24 protein-coding genes are annotated in these 21,690 nt (G+C 36.7%); 11 read left to right on the forward strand and 13 right to left on the reverse strand.

Annotation, left to right across the window (positions count from 1 at the left end):
* Positions 1-42: 42 nt before the first annotated feature.
* The gene (locus V7S50_RS22170; RefSeq protein WP_242254151.1) at positions 43-2,094 is read left to right on the forward strand and encodes a transglycosylase domain-containing protein; all 2,052 of its coding nucleotides are present in this window, start codon (positions 43-45) and stop codon (positions 2,092-2,094) included.
* A gap of 33 nt (positions 2,095-2,127) precedes the next feature.
* On the opposite strand, the gene V7S50_RS22175 is transcribed toward V7S50_RS22170, so the two are convergent.
* Both V7S50_RS22175 and V7S50_RS22180 read right to left on the reverse strand, forming a co-directional pair.
* Complete coding sequence (locus V7S50_RS22175) at positions 2,128-2,637, reverse strand: YwhD family protein (RefSeq protein WP_140972596.1); 510 nt, start codon at positions 2,635-2,637, stop codon at positions 2,128-2,130.
* A 25-nt stretch (positions 2,638-2,662) separates the two neighbouring features.
* Positions 2,663-3,337 (reverse strand): site-2 protease family protein, encoded by a 675-nt coding sequence (locus V7S50_RS22180; RefSeq protein WP_242254149.1) that lies wholly within the window; start codon positions 3,335-3,337, stop codon positions 2,663-2,665.
* A gap of 111 nt (positions 3,338-3,448) precedes the next feature.
* Between V7S50_RS22180 and V7S50_RS22185 the strand changes: the two genes are divergently transcribed.
* On the forward strand, positions 3,449-3,634 hold the full coding sequence (locus V7S50_RS22185; RefSeq protein ID WP_001147171.1) for a 2-hydroxymuconate tautomerase: 186 nt from the start codon (positions 3,449-3,451) through the stop codon (positions 3,632-3,634).
* A gap of 39 nt (positions 3,635-3,673) precedes the next feature.
* Here the strand turns inward: V7S50_RS22185 and V7S50_RS22190 are convergent, their stop codons facing one another.
* The 6 genes from V7S50_RS22190 to V7S50_RS22215 all read right to left on the reverse strand — a co-directional run bounded on the left by V7S50_RS22190 (position 3,674) and on the right by V7S50_RS22215 (position 9,683).
* Complete coding sequence (locus tag V7S50_RS22190) at positions 3,674-4,978, reverse strand: HD domain-containing protein (RefSeq protein ID WP_242254147.1); 1,305 nt, start codon at positions 4,976-4,978, stop codon at positions 3,674-3,676.
* Between the two features lie 146 nt (positions 4,979-5,124).
* A complete protein-coding gene (locus tag V7S50_RS22195; RefSeq protein ID WP_063223923.1) occupies positions 5,125-6,069 on the reverse strand; it encodes an ABC transporter substrate-binding protein in 945 nt (314 codons plus the stop codon).
* 190 nt (positions 6,070-6,259) lie between these two features.
* A complete protein-coding gene (locus V7S50_RS22200; RefSeq protein WP_000212060.1) occupies positions 6,260-7,072 on the reverse strand; it encodes an ABC transporter ATP-binding protein in 813 nt (270 codons plus the stop codon).
* Between the two features lie 15 nt (positions 7,073-7,087).
* On the reverse strand, positions 7,088-8,104 hold the full coding sequence (locus V7S50_RS22205) for a FecCD family ABC transporter permease (protein ID WP_098556240.1): 1,017 nt from the start codon (positions 8,102-8,104) through the stop codon (positions 7,088-7,090).
* Positions 8,101-9,156, reverse strand: a complete 1,056-nt coding sequence (locus V7S50_RS22210) for a FecCD family ABC transporter permease (protein WP_242254145.1) — start codon at positions 9,154-9,156, stop codon at positions 8,101-8,103. Before V7S50_RS22210 ends, V7S50_RS22205 begins: the two co-directional genes overlap by 4 nt.
* 302 nt (positions 9,157-9,458) lie before the next feature.
* Positions 9,459-9,683, reverse strand: coding sequence for a DUF1450 domain-containing protein (locus V7S50_RS22215; protein WP_000526076.1), 225 nt, complete (start codon positions 9,681-9,683; stop codon positions 9,459-9,461).
* Between the two features lie 284 nt (positions 9,684-9,967).
* Between V7S50_RS22215 and V7S50_RS22220 the strand changes: the two genes are divergently transcribed.
* Entirely contained in the window at positions 9,968-10,660 is a 693-nt protein-coding gene (locus tag V7S50_RS22220) for an RsfA family transcriptional regulator (protein WP_000868355.1), read from the forward strand.
* A gap of 128 nt (positions 10,661-10,788) precedes the next feature.
* Entirely contained in the window at positions 10,789-11,634 is an 846-nt protein-coding gene (locus V7S50_RS22225) for a lipoate--protein ligase family protein (protein WP_242254137.1), read from the forward strand.
* 48 nt (positions 11,635-11,682) lie between these two features.
* Here the strand turns inward: V7S50_RS22225 and pta are convergent, their stop codons facing one another.
* Positions 11,683-12,654: a phosphate acetyltransferase gene (pta, locus tag V7S50_RS22230; protein ID WP_000067215.1), complete on the reverse strand. Its 972-nt coding sequence runs from the start codon at positions 12,652-12,654 to the stop codon at positions 11,683-11,685.
* A gap of 280 nt (positions 12,655-12,934) precedes the next feature.
* On the opposite strand from pta, the gene hemQ reads away from it, so the two are divergent.
* From hemQ to gerQ, 4 genes are all read left to right on the forward strand, one after another.
* Positions 12,935-13,678, forward strand: coding sequence for a hydrogen peroxide-dependent heme synthase (gene hemQ, locus V7S50_RS22235; protein WP_060633003.1), 744 nt, complete (start codon positions 12,935-12,937; stop codon positions 13,676-13,678).
* A gap of 324 nt (positions 13,679-14,002) precedes the next feature.
* Positions 14,003-15,274: a serine hydrolase gene (locus V7S50_RS22240; protein WP_242254135.1), complete on the forward strand. Its 1,272-nt coding sequence runs from the start codon at positions 14,003-14,005 to the stop codon at positions 15,272-15,274.
* Positions 15,275-15,449: 175 nt separating this feature from the next.
* The gene (cwlJ, locus tag V7S50_RS22245) at positions 15,450-15,872 is read left to right on the forward strand and encodes a cell wall hydrolase CwlJ (protein WP_063223928.1); all 423 of its coding nucleotides are present in this window, start codon (positions 15,450-15,452) and stop codon (positions 15,870-15,872) included.
* A 27-nt stretch (positions 15,873-15,899) separates the two neighbouring features.
* Positions 15,900-16,337, forward strand: coding sequence for a spore coat protein GerQ (gerQ, locus tag V7S50_RS22250; RefSeq protein ID WP_000068638.1), 438 nt, complete (start codon positions 15,900-15,902; stop codon positions 16,335-16,337).
* Positions 16,338-16,368: 31 nt separating this feature from the next.
* On the opposite strand, the gene V7S50_RS22255 is transcribed toward gerQ, so the two are convergent.
* From V7S50_RS22255 to V7S50_RS22265, 3 genes are all read right to left on the reverse strand, one after another.
* Positions 16,369-16,737: a DUF423 domain-containing protein gene (locus V7S50_RS22255; protein ID WP_000688311.1), complete on the reverse strand. Its 369-nt coding sequence runs from the start codon at positions 16,735-16,737 to the stop codon at positions 16,369-16,371.
* 64 nt (positions 16,738-16,801) lie between these two features.
* The gene (locus V7S50_RS22260; protein WP_063223929.1) at positions 16,802-17,089 is read right to left on the reverse strand and encodes a YwdI family protein; all 288 of its coding nucleotides are present in this window, start codon (positions 17,087-17,089) and stop codon (positions 16,802-16,804) included.
* A gap of 6 nt (positions 17,090-17,095) precedes the next feature.
* A complete protein-coding gene (locus V7S50_RS22265) occupies positions 17,096-18,088 on the reverse strand; it encodes a potassium channel family protein (RefSeq protein WP_242254313.1) in 993 nt (330 codons plus the stop codon).
* Between the two features lie 95 nt (positions 18,089-18,183).
* Between V7S50_RS22265 and V7S50_RS22270 the strand changes: the two genes are divergently transcribed.
* The 3 genes from V7S50_RS22270 to V7S50_RS22280 all read left to right on the forward strand — a co-directional run bounded on the left by V7S50_RS22270 (position 18,184) and on the right by V7S50_RS22280 (position 20,967).
* Complete coding sequence (locus V7S50_RS22270) at positions 18,184-19,467, forward strand: purine/pyrimidine permease (protein WP_242254133.1); 1,284 nt, start codon at positions 18,184-18,186, stop codon at positions 19,465-19,467.
* A 178-nt stretch (positions 19,468-19,645) separates the two neighbouring features.
* Complete coding sequence (locus V7S50_RS22275) at positions 19,646-20,467, forward strand: Cof-type HAD-IIB family hydrolase (protein WP_063223932.1); 822 nt, start codon at positions 19,646-19,648, stop codon at positions 20,465-20,467.
* A gap of 209 nt (positions 20,468-20,676) precedes the next feature.
* The gene (locus tag V7S50_RS22280; RefSeq protein ID WP_002191320.1) at positions 20,677-20,967 is read left to right on the forward strand and encodes a DUF3817 domain-containing protein; all 291 of its coding nucleotides are present in this window, start codon (positions 20,677-20,679) and stop codon (positions 20,965-20,967) included.
* Between the two features lie 41 nt (positions 20,968-21,008).
* Here V7S50_RS22280 and V7S50_RS22285 read toward each other — a convergent pair whose 3' ends face one another.
* Complete coding sequence (locus V7S50_RS22285; protein ID WP_242254131.1) at positions 21,009-21,686, reverse strand: uracil-DNA glycosylase; 678 nt, start codon at positions 21,684-21,686, stop codon at positions 21,009-21,011.
* Positions 21,687-21,690 lie beyond the last annotated feature (4 nt).

Below are 21,690 nucleotides of genomic sequence, written 5' to 3' on the forward strand. Positions count from 1 at the left end.
TACTAATACAATAATGTTTGTATGAATGAGGGGCTGAAAAAGATGGATCAAACTATGAATCCGAAACTTAAAAAATATAAACGTCTTTTCTTCACCGTAATGTTTTCTTCTGTTCTTTTTTTCGTTTTTTCCTTTTTTGTTATTATTATAGTTGCAAAAATTATGGGACCTCCTCCTGTTGCTGTCCCGCAAACAAGTGTCTTTTATACTAATGATGACACTGTTATAGGACAAAGTAATGAAATGCAAAAACGCTACAATGTATCTCTCAATGAAATCTCTCCTTATGTAAAAGAGGCGACACTATCTATCGAAGATCAACGATTCTACAAACATCATGGCTTTGATATGAAGCGTATTGCTGGTGCCATTGTTGCTGATTTAAAAGCGATGGCAAAAGTCCAAGGTGCTAGTACGATTACACAACAATACGCACGTAATCTGTATTTAGATCATGATAAAACGTGGAAACGTAAACTATTAGAAGCAATGTACACAATCCGCCTTGAAGTAAACTATAATAAAAATCATATTTTAGAAGGATATTTAAATACAATTTATTACGGGCATGGTGCTTATGGAATCGAAGCTGCGTCTCGTCTATATTTCGATAAAACAGCAAAAGAACTAACATTAGCGGAGGCTAGTATGCTCGCAGGAATCCCAAAAGGACCTAGTGTCTACTCTCCCTTTTTAAAAGAGGATCGTGCGAAAGGACGACAATCTCTCATATTAGATGAAATGGTAGAACAAGGTTATATTACGACGAAACAAGCAACTTCAGCAAAGAAAGAGCCATTAACTTTTGCCTCATTGGATACAAAAAAAGTCGCAGAGATTGCACCTTATTTCCAAGATGCTGTACAAGCTTCTCTTCTTCGTGATATCGGATTAGATGAACAAGCCTTACAAAAGGGAGGCCTGCGTATTTATACAACACTAGACCCTAAATTACAATCGGTTGCAGAGCAAGCTGTAAAAGATCACATACCTGAAACAACAAACATACAAACTGCTCTCGTCTCTATGAATCCAAAAACAGGTGAAGTAGCTGCCCTTGTGGGAGGAACCGATTATAATAAGAGTCAATTTAACAGGGCTACACAAGCCGTTCGTCAGCCTGGTTCTACATTTAAGCCATTTCTATACTATGCGGCACTAGAACGAGGATTCACCCCTGCTACGCGCTTAAAAAGCGAATACACGGTATTTACTTTAGGTGATGGTGTTTCAAAGTATAAACCAAAAAACTATAAAGATTATTATGCAGATGATTTCGTAACGATGGCACAAGCTCTTGCAGTCTCCGATAACATATATGCTGTGAAAACAAATTTGTTTTTAGGTGAAGATATCCTTACAAAAACAGCGAAACAATTCGGAATTACGAGTGCATTAAAAGATGTTCCGTCTCTTGCTCTTGGCACATCTCCTGTAAAGCCAATTGAAATGGCGAATGCTTATAGCATGTTCGCAAACGGTGGAAAAGAAGTAAAACCAATTTTTATTCGCCGCATTATGGACCATGAAGGAAACATATTATACGATGCTCATCTGGAGAGTAAACAAGTTCTCGATAAAAGCAAAACGTTTGTCATGGAAGAAATGATGACAGGTATGTTTAATAAAAACCTAAGTAGTTATGCCGCTGTAACTGGCCAATCGATGTTATCAAAATTATCAAGAACATATGCCGGAAAGTCTGGTTCTACAGAAACAGATAGTTGGATGATTGGGTTTACCCCTCAACTTGTAACTGGTGTGTGGGTCGGATACGATCACCCTAAATCGATTTCAAACGTAGCAGAACAAGGATATGCGAAAAAAATATGGACCGATACGATGGAAAAAGGATTAGATGGACAACCTAAAAAAGAGTTCAAACCGCCAAGTGATGTCGTAGCGTTGAATATTAACCCTGAAAACGGTAAGATTGCTACAAAAAATTGTCCAATTTCAGTGAAAATGTATTTTGCAAAAGGTACAGAGCCGACTGAATATTGTATGGATCATGTTGACGATAAAGAGGAATTTGAAAAAAACAGTGGAGAAAAGACAAAAGCAAGCTGGTGGAAAAAATACCTTCCTTGGTAAAAAAATAGCTGACGGGCATCCGTCAGCTATTTTTTATTCACTTAATAATGCACGACGCAATTCTTCACTAGACTCGTTCCAAATTGCTTCATTATGTTCTTTCAAGAACATACCAAGTACTTTTTTAGATGATTCATCCATATGGTCAACCATAATGTGACGCTTCATTGATTTATCCATTTTGTTTACGTGCTCTGGAAGTGATTTATATCCACGGCGAATTTCACGGTCAACTGTCATTTCACAAGCTGTTACCCCCGCATAATAAGCACCTGTTGCCGTTCTTTCAATCGTTACCCAAACAAGCCAAAATGGTTTACCGTTTGGAACTTCATCTTTATTTGTTAAAAACTTAATCCCTTTTTCTACTGTACTACGCGCATGCATCGCTCCGATATCAACGAATGCTGTTTTCTCTAGTACATCGACAAATACAGGTGAAATATTTTCTAGGCTTAATGCTCCAACTCCAAATCCACCATGTCCATCTGTTGAATCATTTTTTACGATATTAAAACCGATTTTTTTCTTTTTCTCTGTCATATGTAACTTCCTCCTCGCTTACTAATTATAAAAGCCCAAAAATAGGCGCAATGATACTGTCTAAAAATACAAATACATACGGAATAACAACATTGAAAATAGGCTGAATTGTGTAATTGCTAAGCGGTGTAATAACAAGAATTAATAACGCAATTGCTCCATACTTTTCATACTGTGTCATTTTCGAACGAATATTTGCTGGTGCTAAATCTTCCACAACGCGATACCCATCCAGCGGTGGAATCGGTAATAAGTTAAATACAAGTAAAACAATATTAAGCCCAATGAAAATCTGGAAGAATTGACTTAACGTCTTTCCTACTGCAGGTGGAATGGCATCTAGCACACCAAATGTTATTAAGCTATACCAAATAATCAAACCAATTGCACTTAAAATTAAATTACTAATCGGTCCTGCAATAGAAACTAATATTCCTGCAAGACGCGGTCTTTTAAAGTTGTACGGGTTAACAGGTACTGGTCTTGCCCAACCGAACCCAATAATTAATACAGCAATCATCCCGATAGGGTCTAAGTGAGCCATCGGTGATAACGTTAAACGCCCTTGTTTTTTCGCTGTATCGTCTCCAAATTTATATGCAACATATGCATGCGCAAATTCATGCACTGATAATGCAATAATAATCGCCATCGCCACTAATGGGATTTCTTGTAATGGATATCTAAATAACTGATCCATGATTCATCTCCTCTTCAATATGTCAAAAAAGAAAATATTTGTTTTTCCGATTGTTCTTCCCCATAATCCGCTATAATAAGAGTGTAACTTACATAAAAGGAGCGATTATATATGCCATACGTAACAGTGAAAATGTTAGAAGGACGCACAGAGGAACAAAAGAAAGCTCTTGCTGAGAAAGTAACAGCAGCAGTAAGCGAAACAACTGGTGCTCCTGAAGAAAACATCGTTGTTTTCATCGAAGAAATGTCTAAAAACCATTATGCAGTTGGCGGAAAACGCTTAAGCGACAAATAATTTCAAGTTCTTTCATAAGAAGCAGCCATTAGCTGCTTCTTATTTCTTTCCTTCTAACAACTCAATAATTCTCTCTTTATATTTTCCTTTTCTTCCATCTTCATAGATTAAATCATGCGGATAGAATAATTTTTGATCTGTTCTCTTCTTACCAGTAATCGCCTCAACAATATCCGATTCACGTGAAAGCTCTCTAAGATCTCCATTAGGCATAAGAAGTAAGATTGGTAAACGCTCTTCTTCTTCTCCAGCACGATAAAAGTCATATGGTAGGTCTGATGTTGAATCAACTACTAAATAATACTCTGGATCGAGTCCAATCTTTTTAAATAAGCTACTTAATTCCATCCAATTATCTAAACCATGCTTATCTGTAAACTCTACGTATTTAAACAGATCTCTGTTCATAAAACGGCGGCATAAGTCACTTAAAATTGGATCCTCTTCGTCTTGCCATACTTGGAAGTAGTAATACATAACGTTCTCGTCTAGCTTTAAATAATCCTCTACTGTTACTTCTTCTTCAAATAAAGAATAGAAATGAACAGGGTGATTTTTAAATGTATAATACTTCTCATGCAATGATTTCGCACGATGTAAAATCTTCGTTAAAATAACTTCGGCACTGCGCGTTACTGGGTGGAAATATACTTGCCAATACATTTGATAACGGCTCATAATATAATGCTCAACAGCATGCATGCCACTATTTTTAATGACTACCTGATTCCCGTACGGACGCATGACACGCAGTATACGTTCCATATCAAAGTTTCCATACTTTACGCCAGTGAAATACGCATCTCTTAATAAATAGTCCATACGATCTGCATCAATTTGACTGGAGATCATACTAATCGCTAATTTATTAGTAGATGTTTTTGCGATTACATCGGCTACCTTTTGCGGAAAGTCTTTATCCACACGATTTAATATGCGATTAATTTCCGTATCTCCAACGATAATCTTTTGCGTAAATTTCTCATGATCTAATGAAAATACTTTTTCAAACGAATGAGAAAATGGGCCATGACCGACATCATGAAGTAATGCCGCACATAAACATAACAATCTATCTTCAGCATTCCAGTTCGGTCTGCCATCAAACACATCATCAATCATACGACGAATAATTTCATATACACCTAACGAATGAGTAAAGCGACTATGCTCTGCACCGTGAAATGTAAAAAATGTCGTTCCAAGCTGCTTAATACGGCGCAAGCGTTGAAATTCTTTCGTCCCGATTAAATCCCAAATAACACGATCGCGTACGTGCACATATTTATGTACCGGGTCTTTAAACACTTTTGTTTCGCTGAGTTTGTCGTTTAAATATACCACTTTCCGACATCCCCCTTTCTTTACTGCATTCTTACTATATATTATAAACGAAATAGGAAACAGAAAGAAATGAAAGACTATATTAATTGCCTTTATAAAAAGAAAAAATCACTTTTACCAGAGTAAAAGTGATTTTTTGTTATATATTATTTCCCTAAAACGAACTCAGAAACTTCATCTAAGATCATTTCTTTACCTAGTGGGAAGTAACCTTTATTTAAGTCTTCGTTTTTAATTGTAAACACGTGGTTATTTTTAACAGCGTTCATATTTTTCCAAATTGATTCTTCTTGGAATTCTTTTAGACGCTGAGAACCGTCACCAGTCGTAAATACGAATAAGTAATCTGGGTTGTAATCGATTAAAGCTTCTTTTTGTACTTGTACTAACGGTTTATCAGTTGGTGTACCTTTAACTGCTGGTAATTTTAAATCATTAAAGATTACGCTACCGTAACCGTAGTCACCGTATACACGGAAAGCATTCGGATATGCAGCCATTTTCATGAATTTAGCATCGCCAGTTTTCGCAACGATTTTGTCATGTATTTTGCTTGCTTTTTCGTCATACTGTTTGAACCATTCTTTTGTTTCTTTCTCTTTACCGAAGATTTGACCTACTTCTTCGAATTTTGGACGCCATTGGTCTAATGGAGTTTTTAACATAACTGTTGGTGCAATTTTAGATAATTGATCATAAATCTTTTCTTGACGATTGTTTACAAGAATTAAATCTGGTTTTGCAGCAGCTACTGCTTCGATATTAATTTTATCGCCCCAAGCAGAACCAACTGGTTTTACGTCTTTTAATTTCTTTTCAATATGTGCATCAATTTTTTCTTGAGATGTATTAGCAGTAATAATTGGTTTCATACCAAAGATTAATAATTCTTCTGTTGAACCACTAAGGTCAGCAATTTTCTTTGGATTTGCAGGGATTTTAATTTCCCCTTTTGCGTGTTGTACAGTGCGCTCTTCAGTCTTCGCATCCTTCGCATCTGCTTTCTTCTCTTCTTTGTTAGAACAAGCTGCAAATAGTACAGAAGTAACGACTAGTACCATTGCTAATAACGCCATTTTAAAATTCTTCATGTTCCCACTCCTTCTAGCTGTATTTCTCTTATAAGTTACAGTGAACTATAAGAAACAAGGTTAACAATTAATCAATATATTTTTATTAATTGTTGTTTATGCCCCGTTCTAACGGGTGTTCAACTTCCTATTTACTAATAAGAAGCTCAACGTCCATTAGAAGCCCCCCTCTTTACGAGGGGGATTCTACTTATGCTTTTTTACGCAATTGATTACTAATCATTGCTAAATCATATGTTAAACAAATCGGTTTACAGTTTACTGGACATGGAACGATTTGAGCTTCAATCTCAAATACGTTACGAAGTGTTTCACTCGTCATAACTTCATCTGGTGTTCCTTGTTTCATTAACTTACCTGCTTTTAATGCGATCATATGATCTGAGAAACGAGAAGCATGGTTTAAGTCATGGATAACCATAACAATCGTTCTACCTTCTTCTTCATTTAACTTTTTCAATAAGTTTAATACCTCTAATTGATGGGCCATATCTAAGTACGTTGTCGGTTCATCTAGTACGAGTAATTCTGTCCCTTGTGCAAGAGCCATCGCAATCCATACGCGTTGACGTTGCCCACCTGATAACGCCTCTGCTGGACGATTTGCGAATTCTGTCATTCCCGTCACTTCAAGTGCCCAATGAATGTAGCGATAATCCTCTTCTTTCAACGTTCCAAATCCTTTTTGATGAGGAAAGCGTCCATATGAAACGAGTTCAAACACAGTAAGGCCAGTTGGCACTTCTGCAGTCTGTGGTAAAATCGCCATTTTCTTTGCGATTTCTTTCGTTGGCTGTTTCTCAATTGCTTTTCCGTCAAGATAAACAGTACCTTTTTTTGCTTTCAAAATACGAGAAGCCGTTTTTAATAATGTGGACTTCCCACAACCATTTGGTCCAATAATTGTTGTAATTTTCCCTTCCGGAATTTCAACTGTTAATCCATCAATAATTAACCCTTCATTATAGCCAACAGATACCGCATCAACTGCTAAAGTTGCCATACAAAAAGCCTCCCTTTATTTTGTCCTCATAAGTAAGTATATGAAATACGGTGCACCAATTACAGAAATAACAAGACCGACCGGTATTTCTGAAGTTGGTAACACACTTCTTGAAATTACGTCTGCGAATAAAAGTAAAAACGTTCCTATTAGTGCAGCTGTAGGCAGCATAATTTGATGTTTACCACCAACAAGGCGCCTTGCTAAATGTGGAGCCATTAAACCGATAAAACCAATTCCTCCGGCAACAGCGACAGATGCACCTGCTAAACAAACTGCAATAAATAATAATTTACGTCTTTCTTTTTCTACGTTTAAACCAAGACCAACTGCTGTAGAGTCGCCTAGGTTCATTACATTTAATATGTGCGCCTTACTAATAGCAAGTGGCAAGAAAATAACCATCCATGGAAGTACACTTAGCACGAACTTCCAATCTGTGCCCCACAGACTTCCTGCTAACCAAATCGTAGCAAAACGGAAATCGTTAGATGTCATCTTCATAGAAAAAATTAAACTAACAGCACCAAATCCGGCTGCAACGGCGATACCAACAAGTATCAATCGAGTAGATGAAACGCCGTCCTTCCATGCTAGTAAATAAATAATAACCGCTGCTAATATCGCTCCAACTAACGCAAAGAATGGAAGGATAAATACAGATAAAAATGTACCAGTCCCAACTTTCCCGAAGAAAAAGTAGACAAATATAACAACTGTTAATCCCGCTCCAGCATTAATACCGATAATACCTGGATCAGCAAGTGGATTTCGTGATAACCCTTGCAAAATCGCACCTGACATAGCTAAAGCCGATCCAACTAATATAGCAATAACCATACGTGGCATACGAAATTCAAATAAAATAACAGACTGATCTTCAGCCCCGAGTCCAACCAATGACTTTAATACGTCCATTGGTGGTATTTTAAATGTCCCTGTATTTAAACTCACTAAAAATACAGTAACGATTAATCCTACTAAAATTGTTAAAACAGAAACGTTCTTTTTTGTTAAGACACTTGTCCTCACATTTTCCCTCTCCCTTCGTTACGTGCTAAGTAGAGGAAGAATGGAACTCCAATTAGCGCTGTAATTGCTCCAATTGGCGTTTCAAACGGCGGATTAATAACGCGAGATAACATATCTGCACATTCAATTAACAGCCCACCTAAAACCGCAGAACATGGAATAACCCATCTATAGTCTGAGCCTACAAGGAAACGAGTCATATGTGGGATTACAAGTCCAACAAATCCAACCGATCCTGCCATAGAAACTGCAGAACCTGTTAACACAAGAACAAGTACTGTTCCGATAAATTTAATTAATGTCGTATTTTGACCAAGTCCAATCGCAATTTCTTCACCGAAGCTTAAAATTGTAATATACCTCGACATCATAATTGCAATAAAGAGACAAACAAGCCCAATCGGCACTAACATATTAATACTTTCCCATTTCACTCCAGCAACTCCGCCTGCATTCCACATACTCACCTCTTGGGCAAGGTTGCAATACAGTGCAATTCCAGATGAAATGGCCCCTAATAAAGCACTAATCGCTGCACCTGCTAAAGCTAATTTCACAGGTGTTAATCCACCTGGTGAAGAAGACCCAATTCCATATACAATGCTCGCTCCAAACGCAGCACCAATAAAAGATGCGATAACGAACATTAAATAAGGTGAATTAGGGAAGAATGCATACATAATTGCAATTCCAAACACAGCCCCATCTGTAATGCCCATTAACGATGGAGAAGCAAGTGGATTTCGCGTCATACCTTGCATAATTGCTCCTGATACCGCTAAAAAAGCACCTGCAACTACGCCCCCTATTGCTCTAGGCATGCGAAGTTCTTGAATTACGTTATGATGCGTCAACGACCCATCAAACTGAAACACAGCTTGCCATACAGTCTTTAAACTAATATCAGCAGCACCAAATGAAATAGAGACTGCCATGCTTAAAGCTAACAAAACCGTACCTACTACTAAAATAATAGAAGCAATGAGCGGTCTGCTCTTAATCTCTTTAACATTCACATCTTGCTGTTCTATACTCCTTGCGCTCGCTTCCATCCCTCAACCATCCTAACCAACAACATATATTTAATGAAATGAAATTTATTCTCAAATAGTAATAAAAAAATTAGGCGAATTGACCTTTTCCTGATAATGATTCTCAGAATCACACTTTCTATTCTACCTATCGCTTTAAAAGGCTGTCAACCATTATTTTGAAATATAAATTTGTATAGATCAAAATTTATATAAACGGATATCTCCTATCCTTCATTGAAACTCAATTAAACTTTTGTAGAATAAATCATTCCTCTTATGGACATAAAAAAAGAAGAGTAATCTGTTCACTCTTCTTTTTCTTACTTATTTAACTTCACTTCAATCTTTGTAATTAATTCATCTTCTGTTGGAGCCGCAACTGGACGATTATTTACAAATGCGAATGATTTTTTACGACCAGGACCACAGTAAGACTGACATCCAACTTCAATCGTTGCACATGAATCTACTTTTTTTAACTTCGGAATCAACGTTTTAACGTTCGTTGCCTGACAATCATCACACACACGAAATTCGTTTCCCATTATATAACACTTCCTCTATTTTAAACTTTTCTCAAGTACATTTAAAAATAAACACTAAATGGTATTTTACCGCTCTTTGAAGCTCGTTGCAAGTTTCCTTGCGACGCTCTTTCTTCATATAATGCTACATATTTATATGTTCTACTACAGAGACTTCCGTCATTCTTGGCAAAATTTATACCTTTCATCGAAATCTACCATATTTTTAAAAGCTTTGTATAAAAGCTCATTTTTTTGCCCATTATAAAAATAGGAAGTTCATAAAAAGAAAGGGAGTTGAATCTATGAAAGTAAGACAAGATGCTTGGACGGATGAGGATGATTTATTACTTGCTGAAACTGTACTTCGTCACGTTCGAGAAGGAAGTACTCAATTAAATGCATTTGAAGAAGTAGGAGATCAATTAAATCGTACATCGGCTGCCTGTGGTTTCCGTTGGAATGCTGTTGTTCGCTATAGCTATGAACAAGCTCTTCAACTAGCAAAAAAACATCGTAAAGATAAAATGCGTGCTGCAAGCGGGGAACAAGCGAAAAAACGTTTACTTTATACACCACCAGCTTCAGATTCGATAACTGATTATGAAGAATTCGTACAAGAGGAATCAATTGTACAATATAAAGAAGCTATTCCATATCAAGAATCTACCGTTCCTGTTGCAAAAAGCTCTATGACAATGCAAGATGTTATTTATTTCTTACAAACAGTTGGATCCTCAAATATAAAAGTAACAGCTCTCGAAAACGAGAATACGAGATTGAAACAAGAAATTAAAGCACAAATCCTTCGAAATGAAGAACTAGAAAAGAAACTAGAAAAATTAGAAAAGCAATCTCATACTGTACAAGAAGATTACGAAACACTTATGAACATTATGAACCGAGCTCGTAAGTTGGCAGTCATGGATGACGAAGAACGTTCTCAAACATCTTTCCGAATGGATCGAAACGGTAATTTAGAAAAAATTGCAGAATAAAAAGGATGCATGTAATGCATCCTTTTTATTCTTTCACACCTAAACTTTCCCTTTATATATGAGAAAACTCCATTCTTCATTTTTTGCTATAATAGAGATTGTCATTTTAAAGATAAGGGGTTAGTTATATGAGCAATTCCCGTTCCATTTTATCGCAGCCAGAGTGGCGTATTGTAGATCAGTCTAGTTTAGGACCAACATTCCATGCATTGCAGTCATTCGCAATGGATGACACATTATGTACTAGTATCGGAAATGGTCAATCAGCTGCAACAATGCGTTCTTGGGTTCATCACAATACAATTGTTCTTGGCATTCAAGATTCACGCCTACCACACTTAGAAGAAGGTATTTCCTTTTTAAAGGAAAACAACTTCAATGTTATCGTTCGTAATTCCGGTGGACTTGCAGTCGTACTTGATGAAGGTGTTCTAAACGTATCACTTTTATTCCAAGAGACGGAAAAAGGTATTGATATTGATCTTGGATACGATACGATGTGGCACTTAATTCAGGAGATGTTACACGACTATGATGTTACAATCGAGGCAAAAGAAATTGTAGGTTCTTACTGTCCTGGTAGCTATGACTTAAGTATTCGCGATCAAAAATTCGCTGGCATTTCACAGCGACGTATTCGCGGCGGTGTCGCTGTCCAAATTTATCTTTGTGCTACAGGAAGTGGCTCTGAGCGTGCCACACTCGTTCGTGATTTCTACAACCTAGCAATCCAAGGAGAAGAAACACGCTTTACGTATCCTGAAATTGTACCGAGTACGATGGCTTCACTTTCAGAATTACTTGGCGAAACCATTACAGTGCAAGATTTAATGATGCGCCTTTTAAAAACACTGCAGCAATTCGCTCCAAAGTTAACACCATCTCAATTAACAGTAGATGAAGTTCCTTTATATGAGACGAATTTACAACGTATTATTGATCGTAACAATAAAGCACTTGGCTTAGAAAAATAAAGACCGTCGCTATTATAGCGACGGTCTTTATTTCAATTCATTATAGAATTAAAGTGCTTGAGCTGCTGTAATTAAAGCTAACTTGTACACTTCTTCTTCGTTACATCCACGAGATAGGTCATTTACAGGCATGTTTAAACCTTGTAAGATTGGTCCTACTGCTTCGAAGTTACCTAAACGTTGAGCGATTTTGTAACCGATATTACCAGCTTCTAAGCTTGGGAATACGAATACGTTAGCATCACCTTTAATTGTAGAACCTGGAGCTTTTTTCTCAGCTACAGATGGTACGAATGCAGCATCGAATTGGAATTCTCCATCTAAAGTTAATTCTGGAGCCATTTCTTTTGCAATGCGAGTTGCTTCTACAACTTTTTCTGTTTCTGGAGATTTCGCAGAACCTTTTGTAGAGAAGCTTAACATAGCAACGCGTGGGTCAATACCGAATAATTCAGCAGTTTTCGCACTCTCGATACCAATTTCAGCTAAATCTTGGCTGTTTGGTGCAATGTTAATTGCGCAATCAGCGAATACATATTTCTCTTCTTCACGTACCATGATGAATACGCCAGAAGTTTTTGTAACGCCTGGTTTTGTTTTAATGATTTGAAGTGCTGGACGAACTGTATCAGCTGTAGAGTGAGCTGCACCACTTACTAAACCGTGTGCTTTGCCCATGTATACAAGCATTGTACCGAAGTAGTTTTCGTCTTTAAGGATTTTGCGAGCGTCTTCTTCAGTTGCTTTACCTTTACGGCGTTCAACGAAAGATGCTACCATTGCATCCATTTCTTCGTATGTAGCTGGGTCATAAATATCAACGCCTGCTAATGTTAAATTCATGCTAGCAGCTTTTGCGCTAATTTCTTCTTTATTACCAACTAAAATTGGTTTTACTAACTCTTCTTTTGCTAAACGCTCTGCAGCGCCTAAAATTCTTTCATCAGTTCCTTCAGGAAGTACGATAGAAATGCCTTTTCCTTGAACTTTTTCTTTTACTGTTGTAAATAAGTTGCTCACGAATAAACCCTCCTACATATGTTAAAAAAACTCTATCTTTAAGAATACTGCTTTTCCTCTATATTTTAAACTTATAGCTCCCAAAAAATAGATAAAATAAAAATGATTATATTTTCATAAAATTCAGCATAGAAATAAAGCCCCTTTAAGCCTTATCTTCTCCTATTTTCAAGTAAATTAAAATGTGACAATTTTATGTGCCAAGGTTTTATATAGATGATTTTAAAACTATATATGCTATAGTTAACGTGTAAAACTATCATTAACTGAGGTGAATAGAATGAGTGAAGCAACAACAACGTTAGATGGCTGGTATTGTTTACATGATTTACGTTCTATTGATTGGGCTGCATGGAAAACATTATCTAGCGACGAACGCGGACAAGCTGTGTCTGAATTTTTAAATGTCGTTGAAAAATGGAACGAAGTAGCTACTGCGAAAAAAGGCAGTCATGCAATGTATACAGTTGTTGGCCAAAAAGCTGATATTATGCTTATGATTTTACGTCCAACAATGGAAGAGTTAAATGAAATTGAGACAGAATTGAATAAAACAACATTAGCTGAATATATGGTTCCTGCATACTCTTACGTATCTGTTGTTGAACTAAGTAACTATCTTCCAGCTGATGAAGATCCATACCAAAACCCACAAATCTTAGCTCGCTTATATCCAGACCTACCAAAAGCAAATCACATTTGCTTCTATCCAATGGACAAGCGTCGCCAAGGTGATGACAACTGGTACATGCTTCCTATGGAAGAACGTAAAAAAATGATGTACAGTCATAGTAAAATCGGTCGTCAGTACGCGGGTAAAGTACGACAAGTTATTTCAGGATCAGTCGGATTCGACGATTTCGAGTGGGGCGTAACATTATTCGCTGACGATGTTCTTCAATTTAAAAAACTTATATATGAAATGCGCTTCGATGAAGTAAGTGCTCGTTATGGTGAATTCGGAACATTTTTCGTTGGAAACATTTTACCAGACGAAAAGGTAGAGAAATTTTTACACATATAAAGTGAAACTTTAATCAGCCCTCACCAATCGGGCTTTTACGGGCAATTGATACCCCTCCTAACTCCTTTGTTTTCGCTGAATTTCGAGGTAGGAATCTTACTGCCCGGCAAATAGCGGGGTAAATCGTAAAAAAGGAACGAAATTCGTTCCTTTTTTTATTATCTTCTATACTTCTCTTCAAAAAACTTCTTTTCTCTGCAAATTTGAACAAAAATCAACAAATTCTTTTCAAATTCCTAGTAAAATTGTAACCTTTTCATATCCAAATTTATGCTAAAATGGTACGAGCTACATGCTAATAACGATGCGAAGGTGATAAACTATATGAAGAAAATCTTGTCTATTTTACTAGCGCTTCTATTGTCAATTTCTTCCTTAGGAGTAACAACATCCCATGCGGAAGAAAAAATACATATAGAGGCTGCTGCTGCACTTCTGTTTGATGCAGATACAGGAAAAATACTGCATGAACAAAATCCAGATGAATTACTAGCTATCGCTAGTATGTCAAAATTAATTGTTGTTTATGCTGTATTAGAAGCAATTAAAGAAGGAAAAATCACTTGGGATACAAAGGTAAACATTTCTGATTACGCTTATGAAGTTTCACGTAATAATGAATTCTCTAACGTTCCGTTTGAAAAGGGACGCCAATATACTGTAAGAGAATTATATCATTCTATCGTTATCTTCTCTGCAAACGGATCTAGTATTGCCTTAGCAGAACTTCTTGCAGGAAGTGAGAAAAACTTCTTAAATCTTGCAAATGAACATGCAAAAAAACTAGGGTTAAAGAAATATAAATTTGTAAACGCTACTGGATTAAATAACGCTGACTTAAAAGGAAAACATCCTGAGGGTACTGATCCGAATGGAGAAAATTCCATGTCAGCTCGCGATATGGGTATTCTTTCAAAAACAATAATTACAAAGTATCCAGAAATGCTAGAGGATACAAAACAAAGATTTAGAAACTTCCCGGACAATCATCCGAAACCAATTCGTATGGAAAACTGGAACTGGATGTTACCAGGTGCCGCTTTCTCTTATGAAGGAACAGATGGTTTAAAAACAGGAAGTTCTGATACAGCCGGATACGGATTTACTATTACTGCTAAACGTGGTGATGTACGTCTTATTTCGGTTATTATTAAAACAAAATCAATGGACGAGCGCTTCACAGAATCTCGCGAATTAATCGAATATGGGTTTAATAACTTCGAAAAACAAAAGCTAAAAGTGAATAAAAACAATACAATTTCTGTAGTAAAAGGGAAAGAAGATCAAGTAACTGTTGCACCGGAAAAAGAAATAACAGTAATTGCGAAAAAAGGTAGCAAAGATTCTTATAAAATTGGGACTGAAGTAGATAAATCTCTTGCTAAAGATGGACATTTAGTTGCCCCCATTAAGAGAGATGCCAAAGTAGGCTCCATTACTTTAGAATCAACTGATAAGTATGGTTTCTTAAACGGTAGTAAAAGTATGAAAGTTACTGCAAAAACAACAGAAGAAGTTGAAAAAGCAAATTGGTTTGTGTTAACAATGCGCTCTGTTGGAGATTTTTTCTCAAACTTATGGTCTAAAGTATTTTAATGATGAAAAGCTGGCTCACGCTAGCTTTTTTTATTTTCCTCTCTCAATGTAAAACTTCGTTTGGTTGTCATATCTGAGTCCTTTTCCTCATACGTATGAACTAGTAATCGTTACACACTTCATCTAGAAATAAACCTCTTTCCAAAAGGTATTCCAAAAAGAGAGGTGACACATAATGGGTGTTATTGCTTATAACGAAGAAGATGTAAAGTTATTAGCTAGACTGATGCGTGCTGAAGCCGAGGGAGAAGGGCAACAAGGAATGTTAATGGTCGGAAATGTTGGGGTAAATCGTGTCCGCGGAAATTGTTTAGATTTTAAAAAAATACGTAATTTACGTCAAATGGTGTATCAAAATCCTGGCGGTTTTGAAGCAACTCAAAAAGGGTATTTTTATCAACGTGCAAGAGAACAAGATATCGCATTAGCAAGGCGAACGATTCAAGGACAACGTTTTTGGCCTGCCAACTTCTCCTTATGGTTTTTTAGACCTGAAGGCCCTTGTCCGCCAACTTGGTACAATCAGCAAAACTCTGGTCGCTTCAAAAAGCACTGCTTCTTCCAGCCATCTGCCGGAGACTGTCCAAGCGTATATTAAGGAATGAAAATGAGGAGGGATTTTTGAATGGCACAGCAACAAAATCCGTACTATGGAACAGGTTTTTATCAACCATCTGGAACTTATGTACAACCGCAACAAATGACTGCCGGGCAGCAACAACAACAGCAAGCAATGCAACAACAAGCTGCTCAAGCTGCTCAAGCCCAATATGCAATTTCTCAAGGTATGTTACCTCTAGAACAATCCTATATTGAAAATATTCTTCGCTTGAATAAGGGCAAACAAGCTACAGTTGTAATGACCTATGAGCGCGGTAGCTCACTCGGTACACAATCGTATACAGGTATTATCGAAGCTGCTGGTCGTGATCATATTGTAATTAGTGAGCCACAATCAGGGAAACGTTATTTACTATTGATGATTTACTTAGATTATGTAGAATTCCCAGAAGAAATTACGTATTTACCTAGTCAACAAGCAACTTATGCTCCAAGACCATAACAAAAGCTGGCATATGCCAGCTTTTGTTTTTTTATAACCCTTTTACAACTGCAGTTCCGACTAAGATCCATGCCACGATAAACGCTACACCACCAAGAGGTGTAATTGGTCCAAAGAACTTAATCCCTGTTGTGCTTAACGCATATAGACTACCTGAGAACATAATAATCCCAGCTACCATAAGCCAACCAGCAGTAGTTAAAAGTGATGATTGAATCTTATCCATTAATAAAGCAACTACGAATAGCCCACCTGCATGGAACATTTGATATGTAACGCCTGTCTTCCAAACTTCTAACATTTTTGCAGAAATTTTATTTTCTAAACCGTGTGCTCCAAATGCCCCTAACGCAACAGATAGCCCCGCTGCAATACAACCTAGTAAAAAGAAAATTTTCATTTTAATTCCCCTTTTTTATTTTTATCATAAGCAATTTTCACATATAATCCAAACGATTTAATTCTTAAAAATCAAATAACGAATTACCATTTGCGCCTTCTTCTTTTATATACACAGGTTCTCCAGAAACCGGCATAACTGGTTGAACAGTTGTTATAGGCTGCGTTCCAATTACTTGCGATTGAATTTGCGGCTCTCTATACGTAGGAGATTCAACCTGTTCATCTAATAGTAAATCACATAAAGCACGCACAACTAATAAATGATCTTTTGATTTTTGTCCTTCACTACTTTTTGCCTTTGCAATTTCATTCGCCATTTTATTTAAAATCTTATCGCTCGATATTTGCATTCCTTATCACCTCGTACTTTGTAGTTCTTTCTCAAATTGCCCCAGCTTCTCTACTGAACCAAATACTATTATCATATCATGTTCTTGCAATTTTTCCTGCCCCGTCGGATTATGTATAACATTCCCATTTCTCAAAATCGCTAAAATTGTTACATCAAATTGATTTCTCACATCACTTTCTAGTAACGATTTACTAGCTAAAATAGAGCCCTTGCCGACTGCAATTTCTTCAATTACAAATGACTGATCCACGCCATACAGTACTGTATCAATATAATGAACTGTTAGCGGATTCGCAATACCTTTTGCAATATGAATTCCTGCCATACTAGATGGATTAATCACCTTATTTGCACCGGCACGCCTTAATTTGTCTTCGGTTTCTGGTTTTTCCGCTCTTGCCACAATTTTAATTGCATCATTTAATCCTCTTGCCGTTAATGTAATAAATACATTTTCAGCGTCATTGGCTACGATAGCAACTAAACCGGCTGCCTTTGAAATTCCAGCATGATGTAACACTTGGTCTTCCGTCGCGTCCCCATGTACATACAAAAGTTTTTCCTTCTCCAATATACTTTCATCTTTATCCACGACGACAAATGGAATTTTCTTTTCTTGCAATTCATGTACAACTTGAAGCCCCACTCTACCGCAACCACATACGATAATATGATTTTGTAACTGTGCTATTTGTTTATCCATCTTCTTCCTCCGTACTGCATGAAATAAATTCCCTTCAATAATCATAGCTGCCACTACACCAATTGCATACGTAACGATACCAACGCCAACTGGTATAATAAGAAGCGCAAATACTTTCCCTGCATGTGTTAAAGGAACGGCATCTCCGTATCCAACAGTTAATACGGTAATCATCGTCATCCAAAATGCTTGAAACAAACTAATCTCTTCAATTGTCATAAATCCTAACGTTCCTAGAATTACAACAAAGGTCATACATATAACTGCTATCCATAATTGCTTACGTGCATTCATATCGTGTTTCAACTCTTTTCTCTATCTACAATCTTTGCCAGTGGAAATGAAATACATATATACTAGATACGGAATCTATGAAAGAGGTTGATATAATGAAAACATTTCTTTCCGCCTTACAATGGGCGCTATTTATTTTAGCTGGGAGCCTTATTGTACCAATTAGCGTCGCAACTAGTTATGGCCTCGATGGAGCTGAAGCTATTGCATTCGTACAAAGAACATTATTTGTTCTTGGCTTTGCTGGTCTACTGCAAGCTATATTTGGACATAAACTTCCTATTCAAGAAGGTCCTGCAGGCCTTTGGTGGGGGATTTTCTCCCTTTATGCAAGTTTAGGTGTCGTATTATTTGGATCAAGCAATGAAACACTTAAAGTCCTTCAATACGCCTTCCTATTAAGTGGCATTATTTGTATTATTCTTAGTGTTTTTGGACTCATCGATAAGCTAGTTCGCTATTTTACACCGACAGTCATTGGAACATATTTATTTCTTCTTGTCGCACAACTTAGCGGTTCCTTCTTAAAGGGAATGTTCGGCCTTGACGGACAACATACAGAAGTACAAGCCGACGTATTTATTCTTTCACTCATTGTTATTTTACTATCCTTTTTCATTATGAAGCTACCTATTGTTGGACAATATTCCGTTCTTTTCAGTATTGTCTGCGGCTGGATATTATTCGCATGCTTCGGATTATCTAATCCAGTAACGCCTGTGACAGATGTAATCCGTTTTCCATCCCTATTTGTTTTCGGAATGCCTCGCATTGAATGGAACATGGCGATTACGGTAGTGTTAGTTACACTATTACTTCTAACAAATATGTTAGCAAGTATTCGCGTTGTGCAAAAGATTGTCTCTAAGTATGAAGAAGGTGCCGCACCAGATCGTTTCAAACAAGCTGGCATTATAACAGGAATCAATCAATTACTAGGCGGTCTATTCTCAGCTATTGGACCTGTCGCCATTTCTGGATCAGCAGGGTTTATTGCAACAACTAATATTTATAAGCGACTCCCATTTATGTTAGGATCAAGCTTTATTATTGTCGTTAGTATATTCCCAAAGATCACTTCATTCTTTGCAGCAATTCCAGTTGCAGTTGGTTATGCTGCTATCTATCCTGTATTTGCAAGTATGATTGGTCTAGCTTTCCATGAATACGACACAGTACAAAATAAAGAACGATTATTTAAAGTAGCAGGCCTTTCCATCTTTACTGGGGTCGGAGTTATGTTCGTTCCAGCTGGAGCATTTTCTACACTCCCACCATTTCTAGCATCATTTTTAAGTAATGGTCTCGTTCTTGGATCTGTCATGGCAATTCTGCTTGAAATACTATTTTCTCGTTCTACAGAAAAACAACTATCGTAAATTGGAAAACTTCCATTATTGCACTCTACCTGTAGAGTTGTTACGATAAATTATCATGGGCAATACGCTCATGATAATTTATTTACTTCTTCCTGAAGAAGTTCGATGTCTTACTATTTATTCCTTAATATCTTCATGAACATGTATTTCTATTTAAATAAAGAAGGGAATTTTCAATATGACTTATAAAATGATTGTTTTAGATTTAGATGATACTTTACTACGTGACGACCATACCATTTCACCTCGTACGAAAGAGGCTCTAATGACTGCGCAAGAACAAGGAGTAAAGGTAGTACTTGCTTCTGGACGTCCAACATTCGGTATGCGCAATGTAGCGAAAGAACTTCGTTTAGAAGAATACGGCAGCTTTATTCTATCTTTTAACGGTGCAAAAATTATTAACTGTAAAACAAACGAAGAAATCTTTAGTAGTACGCTATCTCCTGAAATCGTTCACAACCTATTTGAAATTAGTAAAACTGAAGATGTATGGATTCATACTTACATTGGTGATGATATCGTAACGGAAGAAAATAATCCTTATACTGAAATTGAGGGCGATATTACTGGTATGCCAATTGTTGTAGTAGATGACTTTAAAGCTGCTGTTAAAGAGCCTGTAGTAAAAGTATTAATGAATAAAGAAGCTGAACGCCTTGTTGTAGTAGAAAAGAAACTACAAAAACAATTAGAAGGTCAATTAAGCGTTATGCGTTCGAAACCATTCTTCTTAGAATTTACTGAAGCTGGTGTTACAAAAGGAACGAGCTTAAACCAATTAATTCAAAAGCTAGGCATTAAGCGTGAAGAAGTTATCGCAATGGGCGATAGCTATAACGACCAGGCAATGATCGAATTCGCTGGTCTTGGTGTTGCAATGGGCAATGCACCAGATGATATTAAAGAAATTGCAAACTACGTAACAGATACAAATATGAACGATGGTGTTGCAAAAGTTGTAGAGAAATTTGTATTAAAAAGAGAAGCGCTCGTTTAATATTTTCACCCATAAAACCTATTTGAAGTCAAACACTTCAAATAGGTTTTTATTTAAATTCTCATGTTTTTGTGACTATATTTTGAACTTTGCACTATTCTCGTAGTGTAAACTTTCTTTTTGTATATAATGAAACAAAATAGACTATTTTATTTTGAAAAAGAATACAAATTTACTATAAACAAGCATACGTTAAAGGAGGATACTTTATGTTATCTACACCAATCGGACGATTAAGAGCAATCGGCTTAATTGAGGGGATTTCTTTCCTATTACTATTATTTGTAGCAATGCCATTGAAATATTTCGCAGGATTTGCAACAGCTGTTAAAATTACAGGCATGGCTCACGGCGTTTTATTTATTCTATTCATCTTCGCAGTAATTCAAGTAACAATCGTACACCGTAAATCGATTTTATGGGCACTTGGGGCATTCGTTTCATCAGTTATCCCATTTGGTACGTTTGTACTAGATGCAAAATTAAAGAACGAACAATAATAATAAAAAGGTAGTTAACGAATGTTAACTACCTTTTCTATTTATAAATTTGGAATTTCCCAATCAATTTTTCTCTCGCCCATATTAGCTAAAATCGCATTTACTTTAGAGTATGGCTTACTCCCAAAGAAACCACGTCTTGCTGATAATGGACTTGGATGTACGGATTCGATAATATGATGATTCGTATTCGTAATTAACTTCTTCTTCGCCTGTGCATGGCGCCCCCACAATATGAAAATAACTGGTTTTTCACGCTCATTTAATAGCTCAATCACGCGATCAGTGAAATGCTCCCAGCCTTTTCCTTTATGAGAATTTGCTTCACCTTGTCGAACTGTTAATACAGTATTTAATAGTAGTACCCCTTGCTCTGCCCACTTTACTAAATAACCGTTATTTGGAATATCGTACCCATATTCATCTCGAAGTTCTTTATACATATTTAGTAATGACGGTGGCGTTTTAATGCCTGGTTGTACCGAGAAGCTTAGACCATGCGCTTGATTCGGTCCATGATAGGGATCTTGCCCTAAAATAACGACCTTTGTATTTTCATAACTTGTATACTGAAGGGCATTAAAAATATCTTCTACCTTCGGGTAAACGACATGTGCACTGTACTCTTCTTTCAAAAAACTGGCTAAAGTACGATAATATTCTTTTTCAAATTCTGGTGCCAATAATGCCTCCCAATCATTCTTTAAAACATTTTCCATACCT

The sequence above is a fragment of the Bacillus sp. CCNWLW194 genome, from assembly GCF_037120585.1.
Taxonomy (GTDB): domain Bacteria; phylum Bacillota; class Bacilli; order Bacillales; family Bacillaceae_G; genus Bacillus_A; species Bacillus_A basilensis.